This window comes from Nocardia sp. NBC_00881 (assembly GCF_045207455.1).
In the GTDB taxonomy this organism is placed as follows: Bacteria; Actinomycetota; Actinomycetes; order Mycobacteriales; family Mycobacteriaceae; genus Nocardia.
Window position 1 is genome coordinate 1,300,503 of record NZ_CP108798.1, and the last position, 18,751, is coordinate 1,319,253.

6 protein-coding genes and 4 pseudogenes are annotated in these 18,751 nt (G+C 65.6%); 8 read left to right on the forward strand and 2 right to left on the reverse strand.

The window, feature by feature from the left end; genetic code table 11:
• Positions 1 to 333: 333 nt before the first annotated feature.
• From OH799_RS05310 to OH799_RS05325, 4 genes are all read left to right on the forward strand, one after another.
• Positions 334 to 852, forward strand: a complete 519-nt coding sequence (locus tag OH799_RS05310) for a (2Fe-2S)-binding protein (RefSeq protein ID WP_406276335.1) — start codon at positions 334 to 336, stop codon at positions 850 to 852.
• A 2-nt stretch (positions 853 to 854) separates the two neighbouring features.
• The gene (locus tag OH799_RS05315) at positions 855 to 1,844 is read left to right on the forward strand and encodes an FAD binding domain-containing protein (RefSeq protein ID WP_406276337.1); all 990 of its coding nucleotides are present in this window, start codon (positions 855 to 857) and stop codon (positions 1,842 to 1,844) included.
• Positions 1,841 to 4,048, forward strand: coding sequence for a xanthine dehydrogenase family protein molybdopterin-binding subunit (locus OH799_RS05320; protein WP_406276339.1), 2,208 nt, complete (start codon positions 1,841 to 1,843; stop codon positions 4,046 to 4,048). Before OH799_RS05315 ends, OH799_RS05320 begins: the two co-directional genes overlap by 4 nt.
• Before the next feature lie 226 nt (positions 4,049 to 4,274).
• Positions 4,275 to 4,781: a DNA-processing protein DprA gene (locus tag OH799_RS05325; RefSeq protein WP_406281819.1), complete on the forward strand. Its 507-nt coding sequence runs from the start codon at positions 4,275 to 4,277 to the stop codon at positions 4,779 to 4,781.
• A 417-nt stretch (positions 4,782 to 5,198) separates the two neighbouring features.
• Here OH799_RS05325 and OH799_RS05330 read toward each other — a convergent pair whose 3' ends face one another.
• Together OH799_RS05330 and OH799_RS05335 are read right to left on the reverse strand one after the other, a co-directional pair.
• Positions 5,199 to 5,894, reverse strand: a complete 696-nt coding sequence (locus OH799_RS05330; RefSeq protein WP_406276341.1) for a squalene/phytoene synthase family protein — start codon at positions 5,892 to 5,894, stop codon at positions 5,199 to 5,201.
• 320 nt (positions 5,895 to 6,214) lie between these two features.
• On the reverse strand, positions 6,215 to 6,823 hold the full coding sequence (locus OH799_RS05335; protein WP_406276343.1) for a restriction endonuclease: 609 nt from the start codon (positions 6,821 to 6,823) through the stop codon (positions 6,215 to 6,217).
• 988 nt (positions 6,824 to 7,811) lie between these two features.
• Between OH799_RS05335 and OH799_RS05340 the strand changes: the two are divergent.
• The 4 pseudogenes from OH799_RS05340 to OH799_RS05355 form a co-directional block, all read left to right on the forward strand.
• Positions 7,812 to 8,189 (forward strand): annotated as a pseudogene (locus OH799_RS05340) (beta-ketoacyl synthase N-terminal-like domain-containing protein); the annotation flags it as partial.
• Positions 8,143 to 10,740 (forward strand): annotated as a pseudogene (locus OH799_RS05345) (SDR family NAD(P)-dependent oxidoreductase); the annotation flags it as partial. The pseudogenes OH799_RS05340 and OH799_RS05345, both read left to right, overlap by 47 nt.
• 384 nt (positions 10,741 to 11,124) lie before the next feature.
• Positions 11,125 to 11,265 (forward strand): annotated as a pseudogene (locus OH799_RS05350) (acyl carrier protein); the annotation flags it as partial.
• 260 nt (positions 11,266 to 11,525) lie between these two features.
• Positions 11,526 to 18,713, forward strand: a pseudogene (locus OH799_RS05355) (SDR family NAD(P)-dependent oxidoreductase); the annotation flags it as partial.
• Positions 18,714 to 18,751: the final 38 nt, after the last annotated feature.

Here is an 18,751-nt window from a genome sequence, read left to right on the forward strand (position 1 = left end):
TGTGCGGCTATTGCATCGCGCTCGCTCAGTGTCTCCAACTGTCGCCGCGGCATTGACCGTGACGCCGCTTCCCTGTGTCGGTGAATGCTGCGACCTGTGCAGTTCTCGAGGAGTTTGCGCGGTCCGTGCCGTGGCTGGGTTTCACACTCCCGCCGGTCTCGGCTCTCACTGATCGCCACAGTGGAATGTGGTGGCTACTTCTGCCGGCGATTCGGCGTGTTGCCAAGTGCCCGCCGAAGTCCGCCATTGTGCTAGGTGACCTGGAACGATAGTGTTGTCGGACAGTTTGCTCGGTGAGCAGGGTCTGATCGGATAACCCGGAATCGAGGCGCCATGAACCCCGGTGAGGTCGCGGTGAGTCCGTCCGCCGGTGTATCACCCGAAGTTCCTCAGGTGGAGGTCACCCTCAACGTCAACGGCACGAACCATCGGTTACGGTTCGACGCTCGTGTCACCCTGCTCGACGCAATGCGTGACCATTTGGGCCTGACCGGGGCGAAGAAGGGATGCGACCAGGGCGCCTGCGGAGCTTGCACGGTAGTGGTCGACGGGAAGCGTGTGGTGTCGTGTCTGGCGCTGGCCGCTCAGTACGAGGGGCGGGAGGTTGTCACCGTCGAATCCCTCTCGGAGAACGGCGAGCTGCACCCCATCCAGGCCGCATTCGCCAGGCATGACGCGTTCCAGTGCGGTTACTGCACTCCAGGGCAGATCATGTCGGCGATGTCGCTTCTTGCCGAGGGACGAGCGAGTTCGGATGAGGACATCTGCGAGTTCATGAGCGGCAACATATGCCGCTGCGGCGCTTATCCCAACATTCGCGCGGCGATTCGCGAAGTGGCAGGGGAGGAGTGACGATGCGCCCGTTCGAATACATTCGGGCCACCGACGCCGACCAAGCCGTGGCCGCCGTGAGCGCCGATCCGGGCTCCTCGTATCTCGCCGGTGGCACCACTCAGTTGGATCTTATGAAGGACGGCGTACTGGGTCCTGACCGGCTCATCGACATCAGCAGGCTGCCGCTGGGCGGCATCACGCACACCGACGTGGCTGTCCGAGTCGGGGCGCTGACGACGATGGAGGAGCTCGCCGCCGATCCCGTCGTGAGAGAGCGGCTGCCCTTTGTCCGGGATGCCCTCCTGCTCGGCGCCTCGACCCAGCTTCGCAACATGGCCACCATCGGGGGCAATCTGCTGCAACGGGCCCGGTGCCGCTACTTCAGAGACCCAACTGTCGAGGCGTGCAACAAGCGCACTCCCGGTTCCGGGTGCGCCGCCATCACGGGTATTCACCGGATGCACGCCATCCTGGGCACCAGTGAACACTGCATTGCGCTGCATGCTTCCGATCTCGCCGTGCCGCTGACCGCTCTCGACGCCTTCGTCCATATCCAGGGCGCGAGCGGTGCACGCAGCATCCCGCTGACCGAGCTCTACCTCCCACCCGGTGACACCCCGCACATCGAGAACACGCTGAGGCATGGCGAGCTGATCACTACGGTCGAGATCCCGCTGCTCCCCCGCGAGGCACGTTCGCTCTACATCAAGGTCCGCGACCGGGTGTCGTACGAGTTCGCGTTGACGTCGGCGGGGGTGGCCCTGGTGCAGAAGGACGGCTTCATCCAGGAGGCGCGGGTCGCGCTGGGCGGAGTCGGCACCGTTCCCTGGCGGGCGTGGGACGCCGAGGACATCTTGCGCGAAGCGCCCGCGAGCACCGACACCTTCCGCGCCGCGGCCCGGGCCGCCCTTGCGGGGGCCCGCCCGCTGCCCGGCACCGCGTTCAAGGTGGAGCTGGCCCAGCGCACCCTGGTGCGCACCCTCGAAAGCGTGGCAGGAGCGCAATCATGACAACCCGCGAAGTCCCCCGGGTTGTCGGTCCAGGCCTGGACCGAGTGGACGCGCCGCTGAAGGTCACCGGCAGGGCGCTCTACCCCAATGACTTCAGCTACCCCGACCTGGTGCACGCCGCCCTGGTGCGCAGCACCATCGCCGCCGGACGCATCCGCAGCATCGATGCCTCCTCGGCTCACGCCGCCCCGGGTGTGCTGGCCGTCATCACCTTTCTGAACGCGCCGAGGCTGGAACGCGCGCCGATGACGCTGCTGGGCCCGTCCCCACCGGCCCCGCTCCAGGACGACCGCATCCTCCACTACGGACAGCATGTCGCCATCGTGGTGGCCACCACCGCGGAGCAGGCACGCCACGCCGCAACACTGGTGCGAGCCGAGTACGACCCGACTGAGGCCCTGCTCGACATCGACGACCCCCGGGCGGAGGTCCTCACCAACCCATGGGGACTGGACTCCGAGCGTGGCGACGTGAACGCCGGATTCACTGCGGCCGACGTCGTTGTCGGGGACAACTACACCACCCCGGACAACACCAACAACCCGCTCGGTCTGATGGCCACGATCGCCTCCTGGAACGGTGACTCGCTCACGGTCCACGACTCCACCCAGTGGCCCCACAACGTTCGCACCTCACTCGCCGCGGTCTTCAAGATCCCGGAGAGTCGGATCCGGGTCCTTGCCCCCTACGTCGGCGGTGGCTTCGGCGCCGGGCTGCGGGTGTGGCCACATGTGATCCTCACCGTGCTCGCCGCGCGCCTGGTGGGCAGACCAGTCAAACTGGTACTCACCCGGCCCGAGATGTTCACCGCAGTGGGGCATCGGCCCAACAGCGTCCAGCACCTCAGAATCGGGGCCACCCGTGCCGGGGAGCTGACCGCCATCGAGCACGAGGGCGTATCGACAGTGGCGATGGAAGACGACGACTACGAACCCGTTTCCGCCGGCTCGGCCTTCTCGTATGCCTGCCCCAACGTCGTAACTCGGGACCGGCAGGTACGAGTGAACATCCCTTGTCCGGGTTCCATGCGCGCTCCGGCCGAGGGACAGGGCAACTTCGCCTTGGAGTCCGCCCTCGACGAGCTCGCCCACGAACTGGGCATCGACCCCCTCGAACTGCGCCTGCGGAACTACGCGGACGAGCACCCGCTGCTCGGCCTCCCCTGGTCCAGCAAGGCCCTGCGGGAATGCTATCTGCGGGGAGCCGAGCGGTTCGGCTGGTCACGCCGCAGCCCGCAACCGGGCTCGATGCGCGACGGCCGCTGGCTGGTCGGCTACGGCATGGCCGGGGTCTCCTACCCGCACTACCAGGTCCCGTGCCAGGCCCGTGCGTCCGTGCACCGCGACGGGTCGGCCAACGTACGCAGCGCAGCCACCGACATCGGCACAGGCACCTACACAGTCATGACACAGCTGTCGGCTGAACTCCTCGGCCTGCCCACCACCCAGGTACGCTTCGACCTCGGCGACTCCGACATGCCCTATTCACCGCAGGCCGGCGGATCCGGCCTCACCGGGGCACTGGGCAACGCAGTCCATGCCACCTGCCAACACCTCGTGCAGGAATTCCTCGACGTGGTCCGCGACGACCTCGACTCGCCGCTGCGCGGAGCTGCACTCGGCGATGTCACGGTCGCCGAAGGGCGCATCCACCGCGTCGGCGCTCCCGAACAGGGCGAGTCGTATATCGACATCCTGGCCCGCCACGGCCTCGAAGAGCTCAGCGCCGACGGCCGGAGCACGCCGCCTCAGCCCGGTGGAGCGGGGATGGCCACCGCGGGAGCCTTCGGAGCCAAGTTCGTCGAGATACGCGTGGATCCCGACCTGGGCCTGCTGCGAGTAGCACGAGTGGTATCGGCGATCGACGGCGGGCGCATCCTCAACGAGAAGACCGCCACAAGTCAAATCATCGGCGGCACGGTGGGAGGAATCAGTCAGGCGATGTTCGAGGACACTGCCACCGATCGCGGGACCGGGCGCATCGCCAACGCCACCTTCGGCGACTACCTGATGCCCGTCAACGCCGACATTCCCGACATGGAGGTGCTCTTCGTCGGCGGACCCGACCGGGCCACGCCGGTCGGCACCAAGGGAATCGGGGAGATCGGCCTGGTCGGTGTGGCGGCGGCCATCGCCAACGCCGTCCACCACGCGACAGGGCGCCGTATCCGCTCTTTGCCGATCACCATCGACAAACTGCTCTGAGACGCATACCCCATCCGGTCGGGGACATGGTCCACCACCCATCATCGCCCTGACTGCCGCCCCCCTTGAACAGGGACGATCCGCGACTATCAGCCGCCCGCGACCTCGACCGTGCTGCCGAGCTCGGTGCGCGGCTGCTGACCCGGGATGACGCGGCTGGCCCGGCATCAGGTTGTACGACCTCGACGCGCCGAATGTTGCTGATGTGGGGCCGGTCGCGTTGTGGGTGCGTGGACCCGCTCGCGTCAATCTGTTCGCGCAACTGCACGTCGCGGTTGTCGGGGCACGCGCCACCAGCGACTATGGCATCCGCGTCACGACCGACATCGCCGCGGACTTGACCGATCGCGGCTGGCGCATCATCAGCGGTGGTGCGTTCGGCGCCGATGCCGCCACTCACCGCGCGGTCCTGGCCCGCGGCGGGACCACGATCGCGGTCGTCGCGACCGGACCGAAAGCCCCAAGGCGGCGGCGATATGCCCGGCCCGCAACCCCCGCCCCGCATCGGCGAGCACCTCCAGGATGTCGCGATAATCCTGCGGCAGCACCGACACATCCATACCCGGACCTCGTTGCGGCACCAGCATCACCCCGACCGGCGAACTCCCACGCGAAACCGGCTCCCGATTCACGCCTTCCGCTTCCATGTCATTCTCACCCATGCCGCCCTGCGGCACCGCCACAACAGCTTCGCCTGCCGCGCCGAGGATCTCGATCATCGTCTCCCGGGTGATCTCCAGCCGCGACAACCGCTGCTCCTCGGCAGCAAGCTGTTCCGACAACTCCACGATCCGCCCACGCAGCTCCTCAGCCCGCTCCTGGGCCGCAGCCTGCCGCCGCTCCAGCTCCTCCATCCACGAGCCCATCGCCGCCTCCACCACCGAACCCCCACCCCAACGATAAGCGCCCACCCCGCCACCACGACAGCCCCAGACCACATTTCAGCAGATCAGCCCGTCCCTCCAAAGGAGCCGCACCCTTGGTCGATGCACCCATATGACGGGAACGGATCATCAGGGACAGGCACGCCACCGGGCGGTCCTGATAGGGGCGACGGATGATGGCAGCCCCACGAGTCCCGACATCGTCCAACCGCATGTGGAACACGCCGATCAGAAAACGAAGCACCGGGCGGTAGTCGGCGGCGATTTCACCGAGGATCCGTCCACTTTCCACGAGTGAGGCACGCGCGGAACTCGCTGTGGCCGATATCAACGCCCGCACTCCAGGGGGTGTCCAGTCCCTGCTCCAGATCCGCACGTGCCACGCCGTGTCGGTCGAGGTCGGAGACCGGCAGGCACAGCCGCCCGTCCCGCAGGTCCTCGAACAAATCGGTGAGGCAGTCCGTCCGCTGCGCCCCGTCCGCAAACAAGCGGAGGGAGGATGTGAAGGATTGCTCCGAGACCAGACGCGGTACAACCCTCAGGCCAAACATAGACGGCAGCGAAACTGTATCGACGTAACGCTGGTAGTCCGCCTCCTGAGCAAATCCGGGGAACTCCAGGTCGACGCGAGTCCCGGCCAGATATGTGTCGATCCACTCACGGGACAGGTTCAGCAGAACGGCGGAGTGCAAATATGCACGGACCAGCGGATGCCCCGAACTGCCGGTATCCAGCGCCGTCCCCACCTGACCGGCCCATTCCTCGAACCGTTGTGTCCGCTCTCCGACAGGGCCGCGGTCGATGAGGTCATCGGTATAGCGCGCCAACGCCGTTGCCGCGACTATGTGCGGCTGGCTCTGCGGTGGAGCCAGGACCCGCCCTGGCACCCAGCCAACGAAGTCCCTGCGCTGGAGATACCGTGCTGCGGCGGAATAGTCGGCACGCACCACGCCCTTTCGCACGCCTGCTGCATCCAAGCAATGTCGCCACGACCACACGGGCACTCCTGATGAAATTGACCGGCACGCAATGCCTTTCGACTGTATACCGCCATCGCACATGTCAGGGGCAATCGTGTCCTGGAGGTCTCGCCTTTCGTCCGCGGCGCGCTTGTGGCGCGGATCTCGGTGTCGGCGGCTCGTCAACCTCACTGTCGTCCAGGCAAGACCTGGCGTCTTCGTCGTCCCCAACACCGAGCCCTCGACCCACAGGACGGATCATTCGACCGAACGCGGTCGACGCATAGCGTTCGCGCGATGTTCGGTTCGGTCCCGGGATCGGGTCAGTTCCAGGGGGCGGGGCCGGTGCCGGAGTTCCACGCTGCGAGTGTCTTGTTGTCAACGAGTCGGATGCCGTTGCGGGCGGCGGTTTCGCGGGCGGCTTTGGTGAACGTGGATGTCGCGACGAGGACCGCGAGGTCGAACTGGTGCCAGGTGAGCAATCCTCCCGCCAGCTGTTGCATCTCCCGGTCGCCGACAGGGCGCCTGATGTTGTATCGCTTGGCCTGCACGATGAGTCTTCGCCCGTCCGGTGTCACCGCGGTGACGTCGGCACCGCGGTCACCGGCGCCGCCGCAGACCTGTACCTCGCGGCAGCCCCCGGCCCGGCACAGTGCGGCCAGCGCATGCTCGAACTGTTTGTCGTTCATGTCATGGAACGCCAGAACCGCACGCAGACGGTCTTGTTCGTGCTCGGCGCGCCGACGTCGATGACGCGCGCGTAGTACCAGCGCCAGCAGCACCGCGATGATGACACTGATCACGATGGCGGCGACTGTCGTGGTGTTGTCGCGGACGAATCGCGCCAGCGGCGCCAGGATGATGACACCGGCGATAGCGGCCATCAGCACCAGACCCGCGCGGTCCGAGCGGTGACGTCGCCGTCTGGCCACGTTTGTATCCCCCTACTCGATGGCACCCGAAGTGACGAAGCAACCGTAGCGCGCCACACCGACAAACAAGCCCGCAAAGGAGATGAGCTGCAGTAGGTTCAGTATCCTGGGCGGCGATTCGCCTTCAGGTTTTCGGTCGTAGGCTGGATCGGCTGCGGGTGCCGGCGGCCTGCCGATGTCGTGGGAGGCTGGTGCATAGCCGAGCGCATGCTCATTTCACCTGTCATGGCCGTGCTTCGTCGTTCCAGGACTCAGGGCGCATGGATTTGACGGCGCTGACGGACTATCTCCAGCTGCCGCCAAGGGCGTACGGAGCATCCTGTCAACGGCACGACATTCGCCAGCCTCACTATCGGTGAGCGGTGCACGGTTCCGGAGCACTGCGCAGCCGGTGGAGCGGCACGGCGGTCGCGCACGTGCGCGCCGGCGCGGTCGGCGAGGTGAGGCGATCGAGCTGGCCCGCCATGCCCACGATTACCCCGACAGCTCGGCTGTCATCAACGCTGCTCGGTGATGCTCCGATGTCGTACCGCCAGGCTTACCACATACTCCAGGAGTGAGACATCAAGTGGGCCAGATAAACCCGAAGTGCCGTGGTGTTTCCGAGGTCGGCTTCCGATGATGGACACAACAAGATCGGCTCGAATGAGAAGACTCGATTCTCGAGTTGCGAGAACGCGATACCGCTGGCAGGCTGCTGCCCAGCAGGCGACGTGGGCCAATCTGTCGCTGCTTGCTTGGCAGAGAAAGTTAACGTTCGCATGGCGTGCATCTCGGTGGCGGTCGAGCCACCTGTTCCTGTCGAAGTGCGTGGGCGAGCACCTGTTCCTCAACAAGGTTTCTCGGTCGAATGGCAATCGCCGGCCAACTCGCCGCCTCGTAGCCGACACCTGATCGAACGATATCTGTAGCTCGATGGCCCCGGATCGCCGCTCGCGCCATCGGGCTTGTTCGACAACCCGAAATACGCTGGACTTGGATGTGAAACGTGGACACAAGCACTGACGATTCGTCCGAACTCAGGTTGGAGTACCTGAAAAAGGTCACTGTCGAGCTCATGGCGACTCGCAACGATCTGACGAAGCTGCGCGAGCGGATCGACGAGCCGATTGCGATCGTCGGTATGAGTTGTCGGTATCCAGGTGGCGTCGAGTCGCCAGAGGGTTTGTGGGATCTCGTCGCATCCGGTTCGGATGCCGTGAGCGAGTTTCCGGTGGATCGGGGTTGGGACGTGGAGGGATTGTTCGATCCCGATCCTGACCGGTTCGGGAAGGTTTACACACGGGCGAGCGGATTTTTGCGAAATGTCGGCGATTTCGATGCGGGGTTTTTCGGGATCGGTCCGCGTGAGGCGTCGGCGATGGATTGTCGCGTCATCACAGTCGGCCCAGGTCGGGCCGACCGACGCGAGTTGGCCGCCGGCGGGTGCGGTGCCGGTGGAAATCGGTGACGTTTACGCGGAGCTGGCAGAGCGAGGTTACGGCTATGGGCCCTTGTTCCGGGGATTGACCGCGCTGTGGCGGCGAGGCGGCGAAGTTTTCGCGGAGGTCGATCTACCGGAGCAAGCGCAGTCGTCGGCGGATCGATTCGGGGTACATCCGGCGTTGTTGGACGCGGCTTTGCACGCGATCGCTCCTGGCGCGTTGGCCGATCCGCCTGCCGTGGGTGAGGTTCTGGCGCCCTATTCGTGGGAGAACGTGGACTTGCATGCTGTCGGTGTGGGGTCGGTGCGGGTTCGGCTGACCACGGCCGACTCTGGTTCTTCCGGGGCGGAGAGTCGGCGGATCATGTTGACGCTCGCTGATTCGCAAGGTGTACCGGTGGCCGAGGTCGCGGTGTTGACTCTGCGTCCGATCTCACTGAGGGCATTGGGGTCCTCCGTGGCTGCTGGCGATGTCCACCGGCTCGGCTGGGTCTCGTCGTCTGCGGCGAAGCCGGGCGATCTCGTCGCGGATGCGCAGTGGGCGGACACGGGGGCGGAGGAGACGGTGACGGTCGACGGCCGGGCGGTGGCCGTGATTCGCCTCGAGGATGCGTCTGAAGAGGTGAATGTGCCGGCTTCGGTTCATAGTCGGCTCGCCGATGTGGCTTTGCGGGTGGCCGAACTTTTGGCGCGGCATGAATGTGTTGTGGTGGTGACCAGGTATGCGGTTGCTGTGGATGCGGGTGAGCCGGTGGATCCGGTCGGCGCGGCGGTGTGGGGTTTGTTGCGTAGTGGTCAGAGCGAGAATCCCGGCCGCATCGCGATCGTCGATGTGGATCGTTGGGACGGCTACCGTGACGGCGTCGCCATGGCTTTGGCCATCGCGGAGGAGCCTCAAGTGGCGTTGCGGCAGGGTGTGCCGTTTGTGCCTCGGTTGAGTCGCGGGGAGACGGACACCGTGGGAGCCGGTGAGCTGTTGGGTGCCCGGGCGTGGGCGTTGACTCAGCTCGGGAAGGGCACCTTGACCGGGGACAATCTTGTCCTGATGGAGACGACGTCGGCTGCGTTGCGAACGTTGGGGCCTGGTGAGGTTCGGGTCGGTTTGCGTGCGGCAGGTATCAACTTCCGCGATGTGTTGATCGCGTTGGGAATGTATCCGGAGGCGGACGCCGCTATCGGCGCCGAGGGCGCGGGCGTCGTGCTGGAGGTGGCACCCGATGTAACCGAGTTCTCGCCGGGTGACCGGGTTTTCGGGTTCGTCGCCGATATCGGTTCGGTTGTGGTGACGGACCGGAGATTGCTGGCGCGGGTGCCGCGAGGCTGGTCGTTCGCTCAGGCCGCCGCCGTGCCGGTGGCGTTCGTCACGGCGTATTACGGCCTGGTCGACCTGGCGCAGGCGCGACCCGGCGAGACGTTGCTATTGCATGCCGCGACCGGGGGTGTGGGTATGGCTGCGGTGCAGCTGGCGCGTCACTTACGTTTGCGCCTGTTGGTGACTGCGAGTCGACCGAAATGGGATGTACTGCGGCAGATGGGATTCGATGACGGGGTTATCGGGGATTCGCGCACACTCGAGTTCGAGCGGACGTTCCTGGAAGTGACCAACGGTCACGGGGTCGATATTGTTCTCGATTCGGCGGCGGGTGAGTTCGTGGACGCGTCGTTGCGACTATTGCCACGTGGTGGACGGTTCCTCGAAATAGGATCGACCGATCGTCGCGACCCGGGCGAGGTCGCTGAGCGGCATCCTGGCGTGCATTACCGCGGATTTCATCTCAGCGAGGTCGAACCCGACCGGATGCGTGAGATTCTGAGCGTGCTCATCGAGCTGTTCGACACCGGTATGTTGGCACCGCTTCCGATTACCGGATGGGATCTGCGGCAGGCGCCCGAAGCCTTCCGGTACTTCAGCCAGGCCCGCCACATCGGTAAGAACGTACTCACCATTCCGTCGTCGCTGCGGCCCGAGGGCACGGTGTTGATTACCGGCGGCACCGGCGGGTTGGGTGCGGTGACGGCGCGGCATCTGGTGGTCGAGCACGGTGTGCGGAGGCTTGTGCTCGCGGGCAGGCGCGGCCCCGCCGCGCCCGGCACCGACGATTTGGTGGTCGAGTTGACCGCGCTCGGTGCAGAAGTGGACGTGGTCGCCTGCGATGCGGCCGATCGAATGGCGCTCGACGGGTTGTTGTCGAAGATTCCGCCGGAGCATCCGTTGACCGGCGTGATACATGCGGCGGGGGTGTTGGCCGATTGCCTGTTCACCGACCTGACCTCGCAGCAGTTCGAGACAGTGTTGCGGCCCAAGGTCGATGCCGCGTGGAATTTGCATGAGGCGACAAAGGATCTGGACCTGTCGATGTTCGTGCTCTATTCCTCCATCGCCGGCACGATCGGCAGCCCGGGCCAAGCCAATTACGCGGCCGCCAACACCTTCCTTGACGCGTTGGCTCAGCACCGGAACCGCAACGGTCTGCCCGCGACGTCCATCGCGTGGGGTCCCTGGCGCGTCAGCAGCGGAATGATGAGCACCCTCAGGGACGTCGACTTCGCGCGAATGCGACGAAACGGCCTGGTGTCCCTCGACGACCAGCACGGGATGTCGCTGTTCGACATCGCGTTGGCCGCCGGTTGCCCGACGAGCGTAGGCGTGCGTTTCGACACCACTGCGCTCACTGCGCAGGCAGGCGCCGGGTTGTTACCCAGAACGCTCAGCTCCCTGGTCACCGCCACGACACGTCGCGCCGACAGCGTGACAGCGCCGGCGCGGCGACTGGACCGGATACCAGAGGCCGAGTTGGAGCACGCTCTGCTCAACATCGTCCTCGAACAGGCTGCCGCGGTGCTGGGCCACTCGTCCGCCGACGACATCAGACAGGAGAAGGGATTCGATGAACTCGGATTCGATTCGCTTGCCGGGGTTGAACTTCGGAACCGGCTCGTCAAAGCCACCGGCCTCGAACTGCCTTCCACGCTGATTTTCGACTACCCCAATGCGGTCGACATGGCGGGCTATCTGCACGAGCAGATAGTGACGCTGAGGACGCCTGCTGAACCGTCCGCTGTCGCGACCGCGGCCGACAATCTAGCTAGCTTGGAGGCGATGGTCGAACGCGTTCTCGCTGTGGCGGGCGACGACGACGCGACTGCCACCGCACTGCTCGGCATCAGCGACCGTCTTCGGTCCCGCTTCGGCGACCGACGGCAGAGCGGAGGAGACGACTTCTCCGCGCATTCCGGTAGCGAGCTATTGGATCTGATTGATGAGGAGTTCGGTCGAGCATGAGCATCGAGGAACGAGTCACCCGGTCTCTGCAGAAACTCGCCGGAGACCTGCGCGCTGCCAACCGTCACATCCAGGAGTTGGAGGAGCGCGCGCGGGAACCGATCGCGATCGTCGGTATGAGCTGTCGCTATCCGGGTCGCGTGGAATCCCCTGCGCAACTATGGGATCTGGTCACCTCCGGTACCGACGCGGTCGGCGAGTTTCCGACCGACCGGGGGTGGGACCTGGAGCGGTTGTACAACCCGGATCCGGATGTGCCGGGCACGGTCTACACCCGTGAGGGCGGGTTTCTTTATTCGGCGGGTGATTTCGACGCGGGCTTCTTCGGAATCAGTCCTCGTGAGGCTGCGGTGATGGATCCGCAGCAGCGTCTGATGTTGGAGGCGTCCTGGGAGGCGTTGGAGGATGCGGGTATCGATCCGGTGTCGCTGCGTGGCAGTGATACCGGCGTTTTCGCCGGAGTCTTCCACCAGTATTACGGTCCGCGCGTCGGCTCCCCGACGTTGACGGCGGAGGCGGAAGGCCATGCCGGCCTCGGCGTTTCGATGAGTGTGCTGTCCGGTCGGATAGCGTACACCCTCGCCGTCAAGGGCCCGGCGATTTCGGTCGACACCGCGTGCTCGTCGTCCCTGGTGGCGCTGCATCTGGCGTGTCAAGTGTTGCGGCAGGGGGATACGTCGCTCGCGTTGGCCGGTGGGGTGACCGTGATGTCGGATCCGTCCGTGCTGATCGGGCTAGCACGCCAACGTGCGCTGTCGTCGGATGCGCGTTGCAAGGCGTTCGCGGCGGCCGCTGACGGGACCGGTTTCTCCGAAGGCGTCGGGATGCTGGTGTTGGAGCGGTTGTCGGATGCCCGACGACTCGGCCATACCGTGCTGGCGATCGTGCGCGGGAGCGCGGTGAATCAGGACGGCGCGAGCAAGGGATTGACCGCTCCGAATGGTCCATCGCAGGAACGTGTCATCAGGCAGGCGTTGGCCAATGCCGGCCTGGCTCCGTCGGATATCGACGCGGTGGAGGCGCATGGTACTGGCACGACTCTCGGAGATCCGATCGAGGCGCGGGCACTGATCGGCGTCTACGGTTCGCGGCCCGAGAATGCGCCGTTGCTTCTGGGATCGCTCAAGTCCAATATCGGCCATACTTCGGCCGCGGCGGGCGTCGGGGGTGTCATCAAGATGGTCCAGGCTATGCGGCACGGCGTTTTACCGAAGACGCTGCACGTGGATGCCCCTACTCCCCACGTGGATTGGTCGGCGGGCACGGTGCAGCTGCTTCAGGAGAGCGAGCGATGGCCCGCGGGGGAAAGGGTCCGGCGAGCGGGAGTGTCGTCCTTCGGGGTCAGCGGTACCAACGCCCACCTGATCCTCGAGGAAGCACCCGCCGTAGGGTTGTCCGGAGCTTTCGGGGGCAATACGGCGCGGGTCGATTCCGAGGAGACGGTGTCTGCGGAGCCCAGCGCATCTGCCCCGGCCAAAGAAACGCCGGGGCATGCTTATGCGGGCTCGGGTTTCGTTCCGTTGCTGGTATCGGCGAAATCCGAGTCGGGTTTGCGGGCGCAGGCGGAGCGGTTGCGGGAGTGGGTGGTCGGCAATCCTGATGCGGGTGTGTGGGACATTGCGTACTCGCTGGCGAGTTTTCGTGCCCAACTGGAATTTCGGGGCGTGGTTGTTGGTGCGGATCGGGAGGAGTTGCTTTCCGGTCTCGCGGATTTGGCGTCGGATGCGGTGTCTTTTGGAGTCGTACAGGGGGTTGTGGGGTCGGGTAGGACGGCGTTCTTGTTCACCGGGCAGGGCGCGCAACGTGCCAGGATGGGCGCGGACCTCTACGACTCGTTCGAGGTGTTCGCGACAGCATTCAACGAGGTCTGCGCTGCGTTCGACCCGTTGCTCGGCCGGTCGCTGAAAGATCTGGTGTTCGCCCGAGACGACGATGCAGTGTTGCTGGACCGAACGGAATTCACCCAACCCGCCTTGTTCGCGTTCGAGGTGGCACTGTTCCGGTTGATGCAATCGTTCGACATCACAGCGGACATGCTGATCGGACACTCGATCGGTGAGCTGACCGCCGCGTATACAGCCGGGGTGTGGTCACTGCCGGATGCCTGCCGCATGGTCGCCGCGCGCGGTCGGCTGATGGGAGCGTTACCGGAGGGCGGGGCGATGCTGGCAGTCGCCGTCGGGGAAGCCGACGCAGCCGAAATCATCGTCGGGTACGGGGACAGGCTGTCGGTCGCGTCGGTGAACGGTCCATCATCGGTGGTGTTGTCCGGAGATATCGACGCCATCGACGAAGTCGAACTACGCGCCACCGCCAACGGCCACAAAACCAACCGACTGCGCGTCAGCCACGCGTTTCATTCCGCGCGGATGGATGCGATGCTGGCCGAGTTCGGATCGGTAGCCGAAAGTGTGACCTACCATCCGCCGAACGTTCCGGTCGTGTCGAACCTCCACGGTGGCGTCGTCGGCGCGGAGTTGACCGATCCGGATTACTGGGTGCAGCAGGTCCGTGGATGTGTCCAGTTCGCAGCCGGAATAGACACCCTGGTCAACGCCGGCGTGCGGCGGTTTGTCGAGATCGGTCCTGATGGCGTGCTCTCGGCGCTGACTCGGCAATGTCTGCCTGAGGATGTTGAGTCGAGGTCGTTGGTGGCGGCTGCGGGTCGGCGTGATGTCGATGATGTGGCGCAGTTCGTGACGTTCCTCGCGCAAGTCCATAACGGGGGGATCAAGGTCGAGTGGGGCTCGTTGTTTGTGGGCCGTGACGTGCGACGGGTCACTTTGCCGACGTATGCGTTCCAGCACCAACGGTATTGGTTGGCGGCCGCCGCTGCTGGTGGGGGTGATGTCCGGACGTCGGGTCTGGATGGTGTGGACCATCCGCTGTTGAGCGCGGCGGTGTGGTTGCCGGATTCCGAGGTGGCGCTGACCGGCCGGTTGTCGTTGTCGAGTCACCCGTGGTTGGCCGATCACATGATCGGAGGGACTGTGCTGTTGCCGGGTACGGCGTTCGTGGAGTTGGCGCTGTATGTCGGGGCGATGGTCGGCAACCCGCGGCTGGCCGAGCTGGTCGTTACCGCGCCGTTGGTTGTGCCGTCGGTGGGTGCGGTCGAGCTGCGGGTGATGACGGCCGGACCTGATGACGCGGGTTCGCGAGTGGTGTCGGTGTATTCGCGCCCGCAACGTAGCGGTGAACCGGATCAGGCGGAGTGGGTTCGCCACGCGACCGGAACTATTGTTGCGCAGTCACCATCTCAGGTCGGGCCGTCGCTGACGACGAGTTGGCCGCCGGTTGGGGCGTCGCCGGTGGAGGTCGGTGACGTGTACGCGGAGTTGGCTGAGCGTGGTTACGGCTACGGACCACTGTTCCAAGGGTTGACCGCGCTGTGGCGGCGCGGTGACGAGGTTTTCGCGGAGGTGGCTTTGCCGGAGCAGGCGCAGTCATCGACGGACCGGTTCGGGATACACCCAGCGTTGTTGGACGCGGCTTTGCACGCGATCGCTTTCGGTGGGTTGGCCGAACCCGCCGCGCCAGGCGAGATTCTGGTGCCCTATTCATGGGAGAACATCGACCTACACACCGTCGGAACAGCATCGGTGCGAGTCCAGCTGCGGGCCGCTGCGCCCGAAGCGGAGAATCAGCGGATCACTTTGACACTCACCGACTCTCACGGCGCACCGGTCGCCGAAGTCGGAGCGGTGACCCTGCGTCCGATCCCTCTCCGCGCCCTCGGCGCCCCTTCACATCCGAACAGCGACCTGCACCAGCTACGCTGGGTCCCGTTACCCGCCCCCGAACCCAGCGACCTCGTCACGGACCAGGATTGGGCAAGCACGGACGCCGGCGAAACAGTGATTGTCGACCACAGGCCCGTGGCCGTGTTACGAGTCGACGACGCGCGTGCGGGTGGGGACGTGCCGGGTGCGGTTCACCGTCGGCTTGTCGAGATAGCGGCGCGGGTGCGGGAACTGCTCACGGAGTATGAACGGATCGCCGTCGTGACCAGGCGCGCGGTGGCGGTGGAGGCCGGCGAACCGGTAGATCTCGTCGGCGCGGCGGTGTGGGGTCTGCTGCGGAGCGGACAGAACGAGAATCCAGGCCGGATCGCGATCATCGACGTGGACCGTTGGCAGGACTACCGTGCCGACGTCGCCGCCGCAGTAGCCATCACGGACGAACCTCAGCTGGCGCTGCGGCACGGCCTGCCGTACGCAGCGCGGCTGAACCGTGGTGTCGGCGGTGATGTGGTCGGTGCGAGTGATGTGGTCCGAACCCCGGCGTGGGCGTTGGCCCAGCTCGGTAAGGGTACTTTGACCGGCGACAACCTCGCTCTGGTCGAAACGCCCGCCACGCTGGGGCCGCTCGGGCCCGGGCAGGTTCGGATAGCTCTGCGCGCGGCAGGCCTCAACTTCCGTGACGTGCTGATCGCCTTGGGCATGTATCCGGACGTTGATGCCACGATAGGCGGCGAGGGTGCGGGTGTGGTGTTGGAGGTGGCGTCGGATGTCACCGGATTCGCCCCTGGTGATCGGGTTTTCGGGTTCGTTCCGGATATCGGTTCGGTCGTGGTGACCGACAGCAGATTGTTGGTTCGGGTGCCGGGAGGTTGGTCGTTCGCGCAGGCCGCCGCCGCGCCGGCAGTGTTCGTCACCGCGTATTACGGCTTGGTCGACCTAGCCGAGGCGAAACCCGGGGAGACGTTGTTGTTGCATGCAGCTACCGGCGGTGTGGGTATGGCCACGGTGCAGCTGGCGCGTCACTTTGGTTTGCGGTTGTTGGTGACGGCGAGTCGGCCGAAATGGGATGTGTTGCGGGCTATGGGGTTCGACGACGCGGTCATCGGTGATTCGCGAACCCTGGACTTCGAGCGGAAGTTCCTCGAGGCCACCGATGGTCGTGGTGTCGATATCGTGTTGGATTCGCTGGCGGGTGAATTCGTGGACGCGTCGCTGCGACTGTTGCCGCGCGGTGGACGGTTCCTCGAGATGGGATTGATCGATCGCCGCGACCCCCGCGAGGTCGCCGAGCAGCATCCGGGCGTGCACTATCGGGGTTACCATCTCAACGAGGTCGGTCCCGACCGGTTGCATGAGATTCTGAGTGTGCTGGTCGGTTTGTTCGACACCGGGGTGTTGGTGCCCCCGCCGGTGACCGGGTGGGATGTGCGGCAGGCGCCCGAAGCGCTCCGATACTTGAGTCAGGCCTTGCATATCGGCAAGAACGTGCTCACCATCCCGTCGCCGCTGCGACCCGAGGGCACAGTGCTGATCACCGGTGGTACCGGTGGGTTGGGTGCGGTGACGGCTCGACATCTCGTCACCGAGCACGGGGTGCGGAGGCTGGTGTTGGCCAGTCGGCGTGGTCTCGGCGCCGACGGTGCCGCGGACCTAGCAGCCGAATTGACCGCGTTGGGTGCGCAGGTGGACGTGGTCGCGTGCGACGTGGCCGACCGGGAAGCGCTCGATGGGCTGTTGTCGGCGATCCCACCCGAGCATCCGTTGACCGGTGTCGTGCACACCGCGGGGGTATTAGCCGATGGTTTGTTGGCCGACATGACACCGGAGCAGTTCGCGACGGTGTTGCGCCCGAAGGTGGATGCGGCATGGAATCTGCACGAGGCCACCAAGGATCAGGATCTGTCGATATTCGTGCTCTACTCCTCCATCGCTGGCACGGTGGAGAGTGCGGGGCAGGCCAATTACGCGGCGGCCAATGTTTTCCTGGATGCGTTGGCCCACGCCCGGCACCGCGCCGGGCTGCCCGCGACGTCGGTGGCGTGGGGTCTGTGGCGCCCGGCTAGTGGTATGACGAGTACTCTCACCGAAATTCATTTCGCGCGGATGCGGCGCGAGGGTTTGATCCCGCTCGACGAGAACGATGGGATGTCGTTGCTGGATGCTGCCTTCGCGGTCGGTGTACCGACGGTCGCCGGGGTGCGGCTGGACATGATGGCACTGACGGCGAAGGCTGCTTCGGGATCGCTGCCCAGGGTCCTCAGCTCCTTGGTCACCGTTCCCGCGCCGCGTCGCGCGAGCAGCGCAGGTTCGTTGGCCAAGCGGCTCGCCGCCACACCCGAACCCGACCGTGAGAGTGTCGTGCTCACCATCATCCAGGAACACGCCGCGGCAGTCCTGGGACACGAGTCCGTGGACATGATCAATCCGGCGGCACCGTTCACGGAGTCGGGATTGGATTCACTGACGGGCGTCGAGTTCCGCAACCGGCTCGCCAAAGCCACCGGACTAACACTGCCCTCCACCCTCGTCTTCGACCACCCCAACGCTCGGGCACTGGCCGACTACCTCTACTCCCAGCTCACGGAAACCGCTCCCGCAGTACAGGCTGCGAAATCCGGAGCTCGGGGAGGGCTCACGGATCTGGTTTTGGCCGCCCACCGGCGTGGACAGGTGGGGGCGGCGATTCCGATGCTGATGGCGAGCGCCAAGCTCGCTGAGACCTTCACCATCGACGACGAGTTGCCCGCCGCGCCGGCGCTGATGCCGCTGAGTAGAGGTACGTCCGAACCCACGCTCATCTGCGTTCCGTCGTTTCTGGTCGGTACCGGACCGCACCAGTTCGCTCGGCTGGCGCGGGAGCTCGGCGCCGACCCCGCGATAACCGCGCTGCGTTTGCCGGGAACCCGTCCCGGAGAACTGCTGCCCGAATCATGGGATGCGCTGCTGGATTTCCTGGCGATGAGCGTGGAAGAGCTGTCGGGTCGCGCCGCAGGCTCCGCTCCCGTCGTCGGGGAGCAGCAGCCGATCGTGCTTGTCGGCTACTCGATCGGCGGTGCGATCGCACACGCCCTGGCCCATCGACTCGAGAATCGCGGGCGTGGGCCCGCAGGGGTGATTTTGCTCGACCCCTATTCGTCGGATGATGCGGAGCAAGGCCATCGGGTACTGGTGAGCGCGCTCGGCTCGGTGCTCGACCTGGGGCACGAGATGGCGCAAATCGGTGATCACGGCCTAGTCGCCATGGCGAAATACGCGGAGATATTCGATGAACGGCAACCCGTGTCGATTGCTGCGCCGACGTTCAATTTGCGCGCCTCGACGCCGTTGCCCGGGCTGGGTCTCGTCGAGCGGGTGCCCGAGTGGATGCACACGGGCGAGACGGTCGAGATCGACGCGGACCACTTCTCGATCATTGAATCGGCGTCGTCGGCCGCGGCGGACGAGATACGCCGCTGGCTCGACGAGCGCAGCAGCCCGGAGCC

Excerpts from the sequence above, each read along its gene's own strand:
- OH799_RS05310 (WP_406276335.1), top strand. The coding sequence starts at position 334 with ATGAACCCCGGTGAGGTCGCGGTGAGTCCGTCCGCCGGTGTATCACCC.
- OH799_RS05315 (WP_406276337.1), top strand. The coding sequence starts at position 855 with ATGCGCCCGTTCGAATACATTCGGGCCACCGACGCCGACCAAGCCGTG.
- OH799_RS05320 (WP_406276339.1), top strand. The coding sequence starts at position 1,841 with ATGACAACCCGCGAAGTCCCCCGGGTTGTCGGTCCAGGCCTGGACCGA.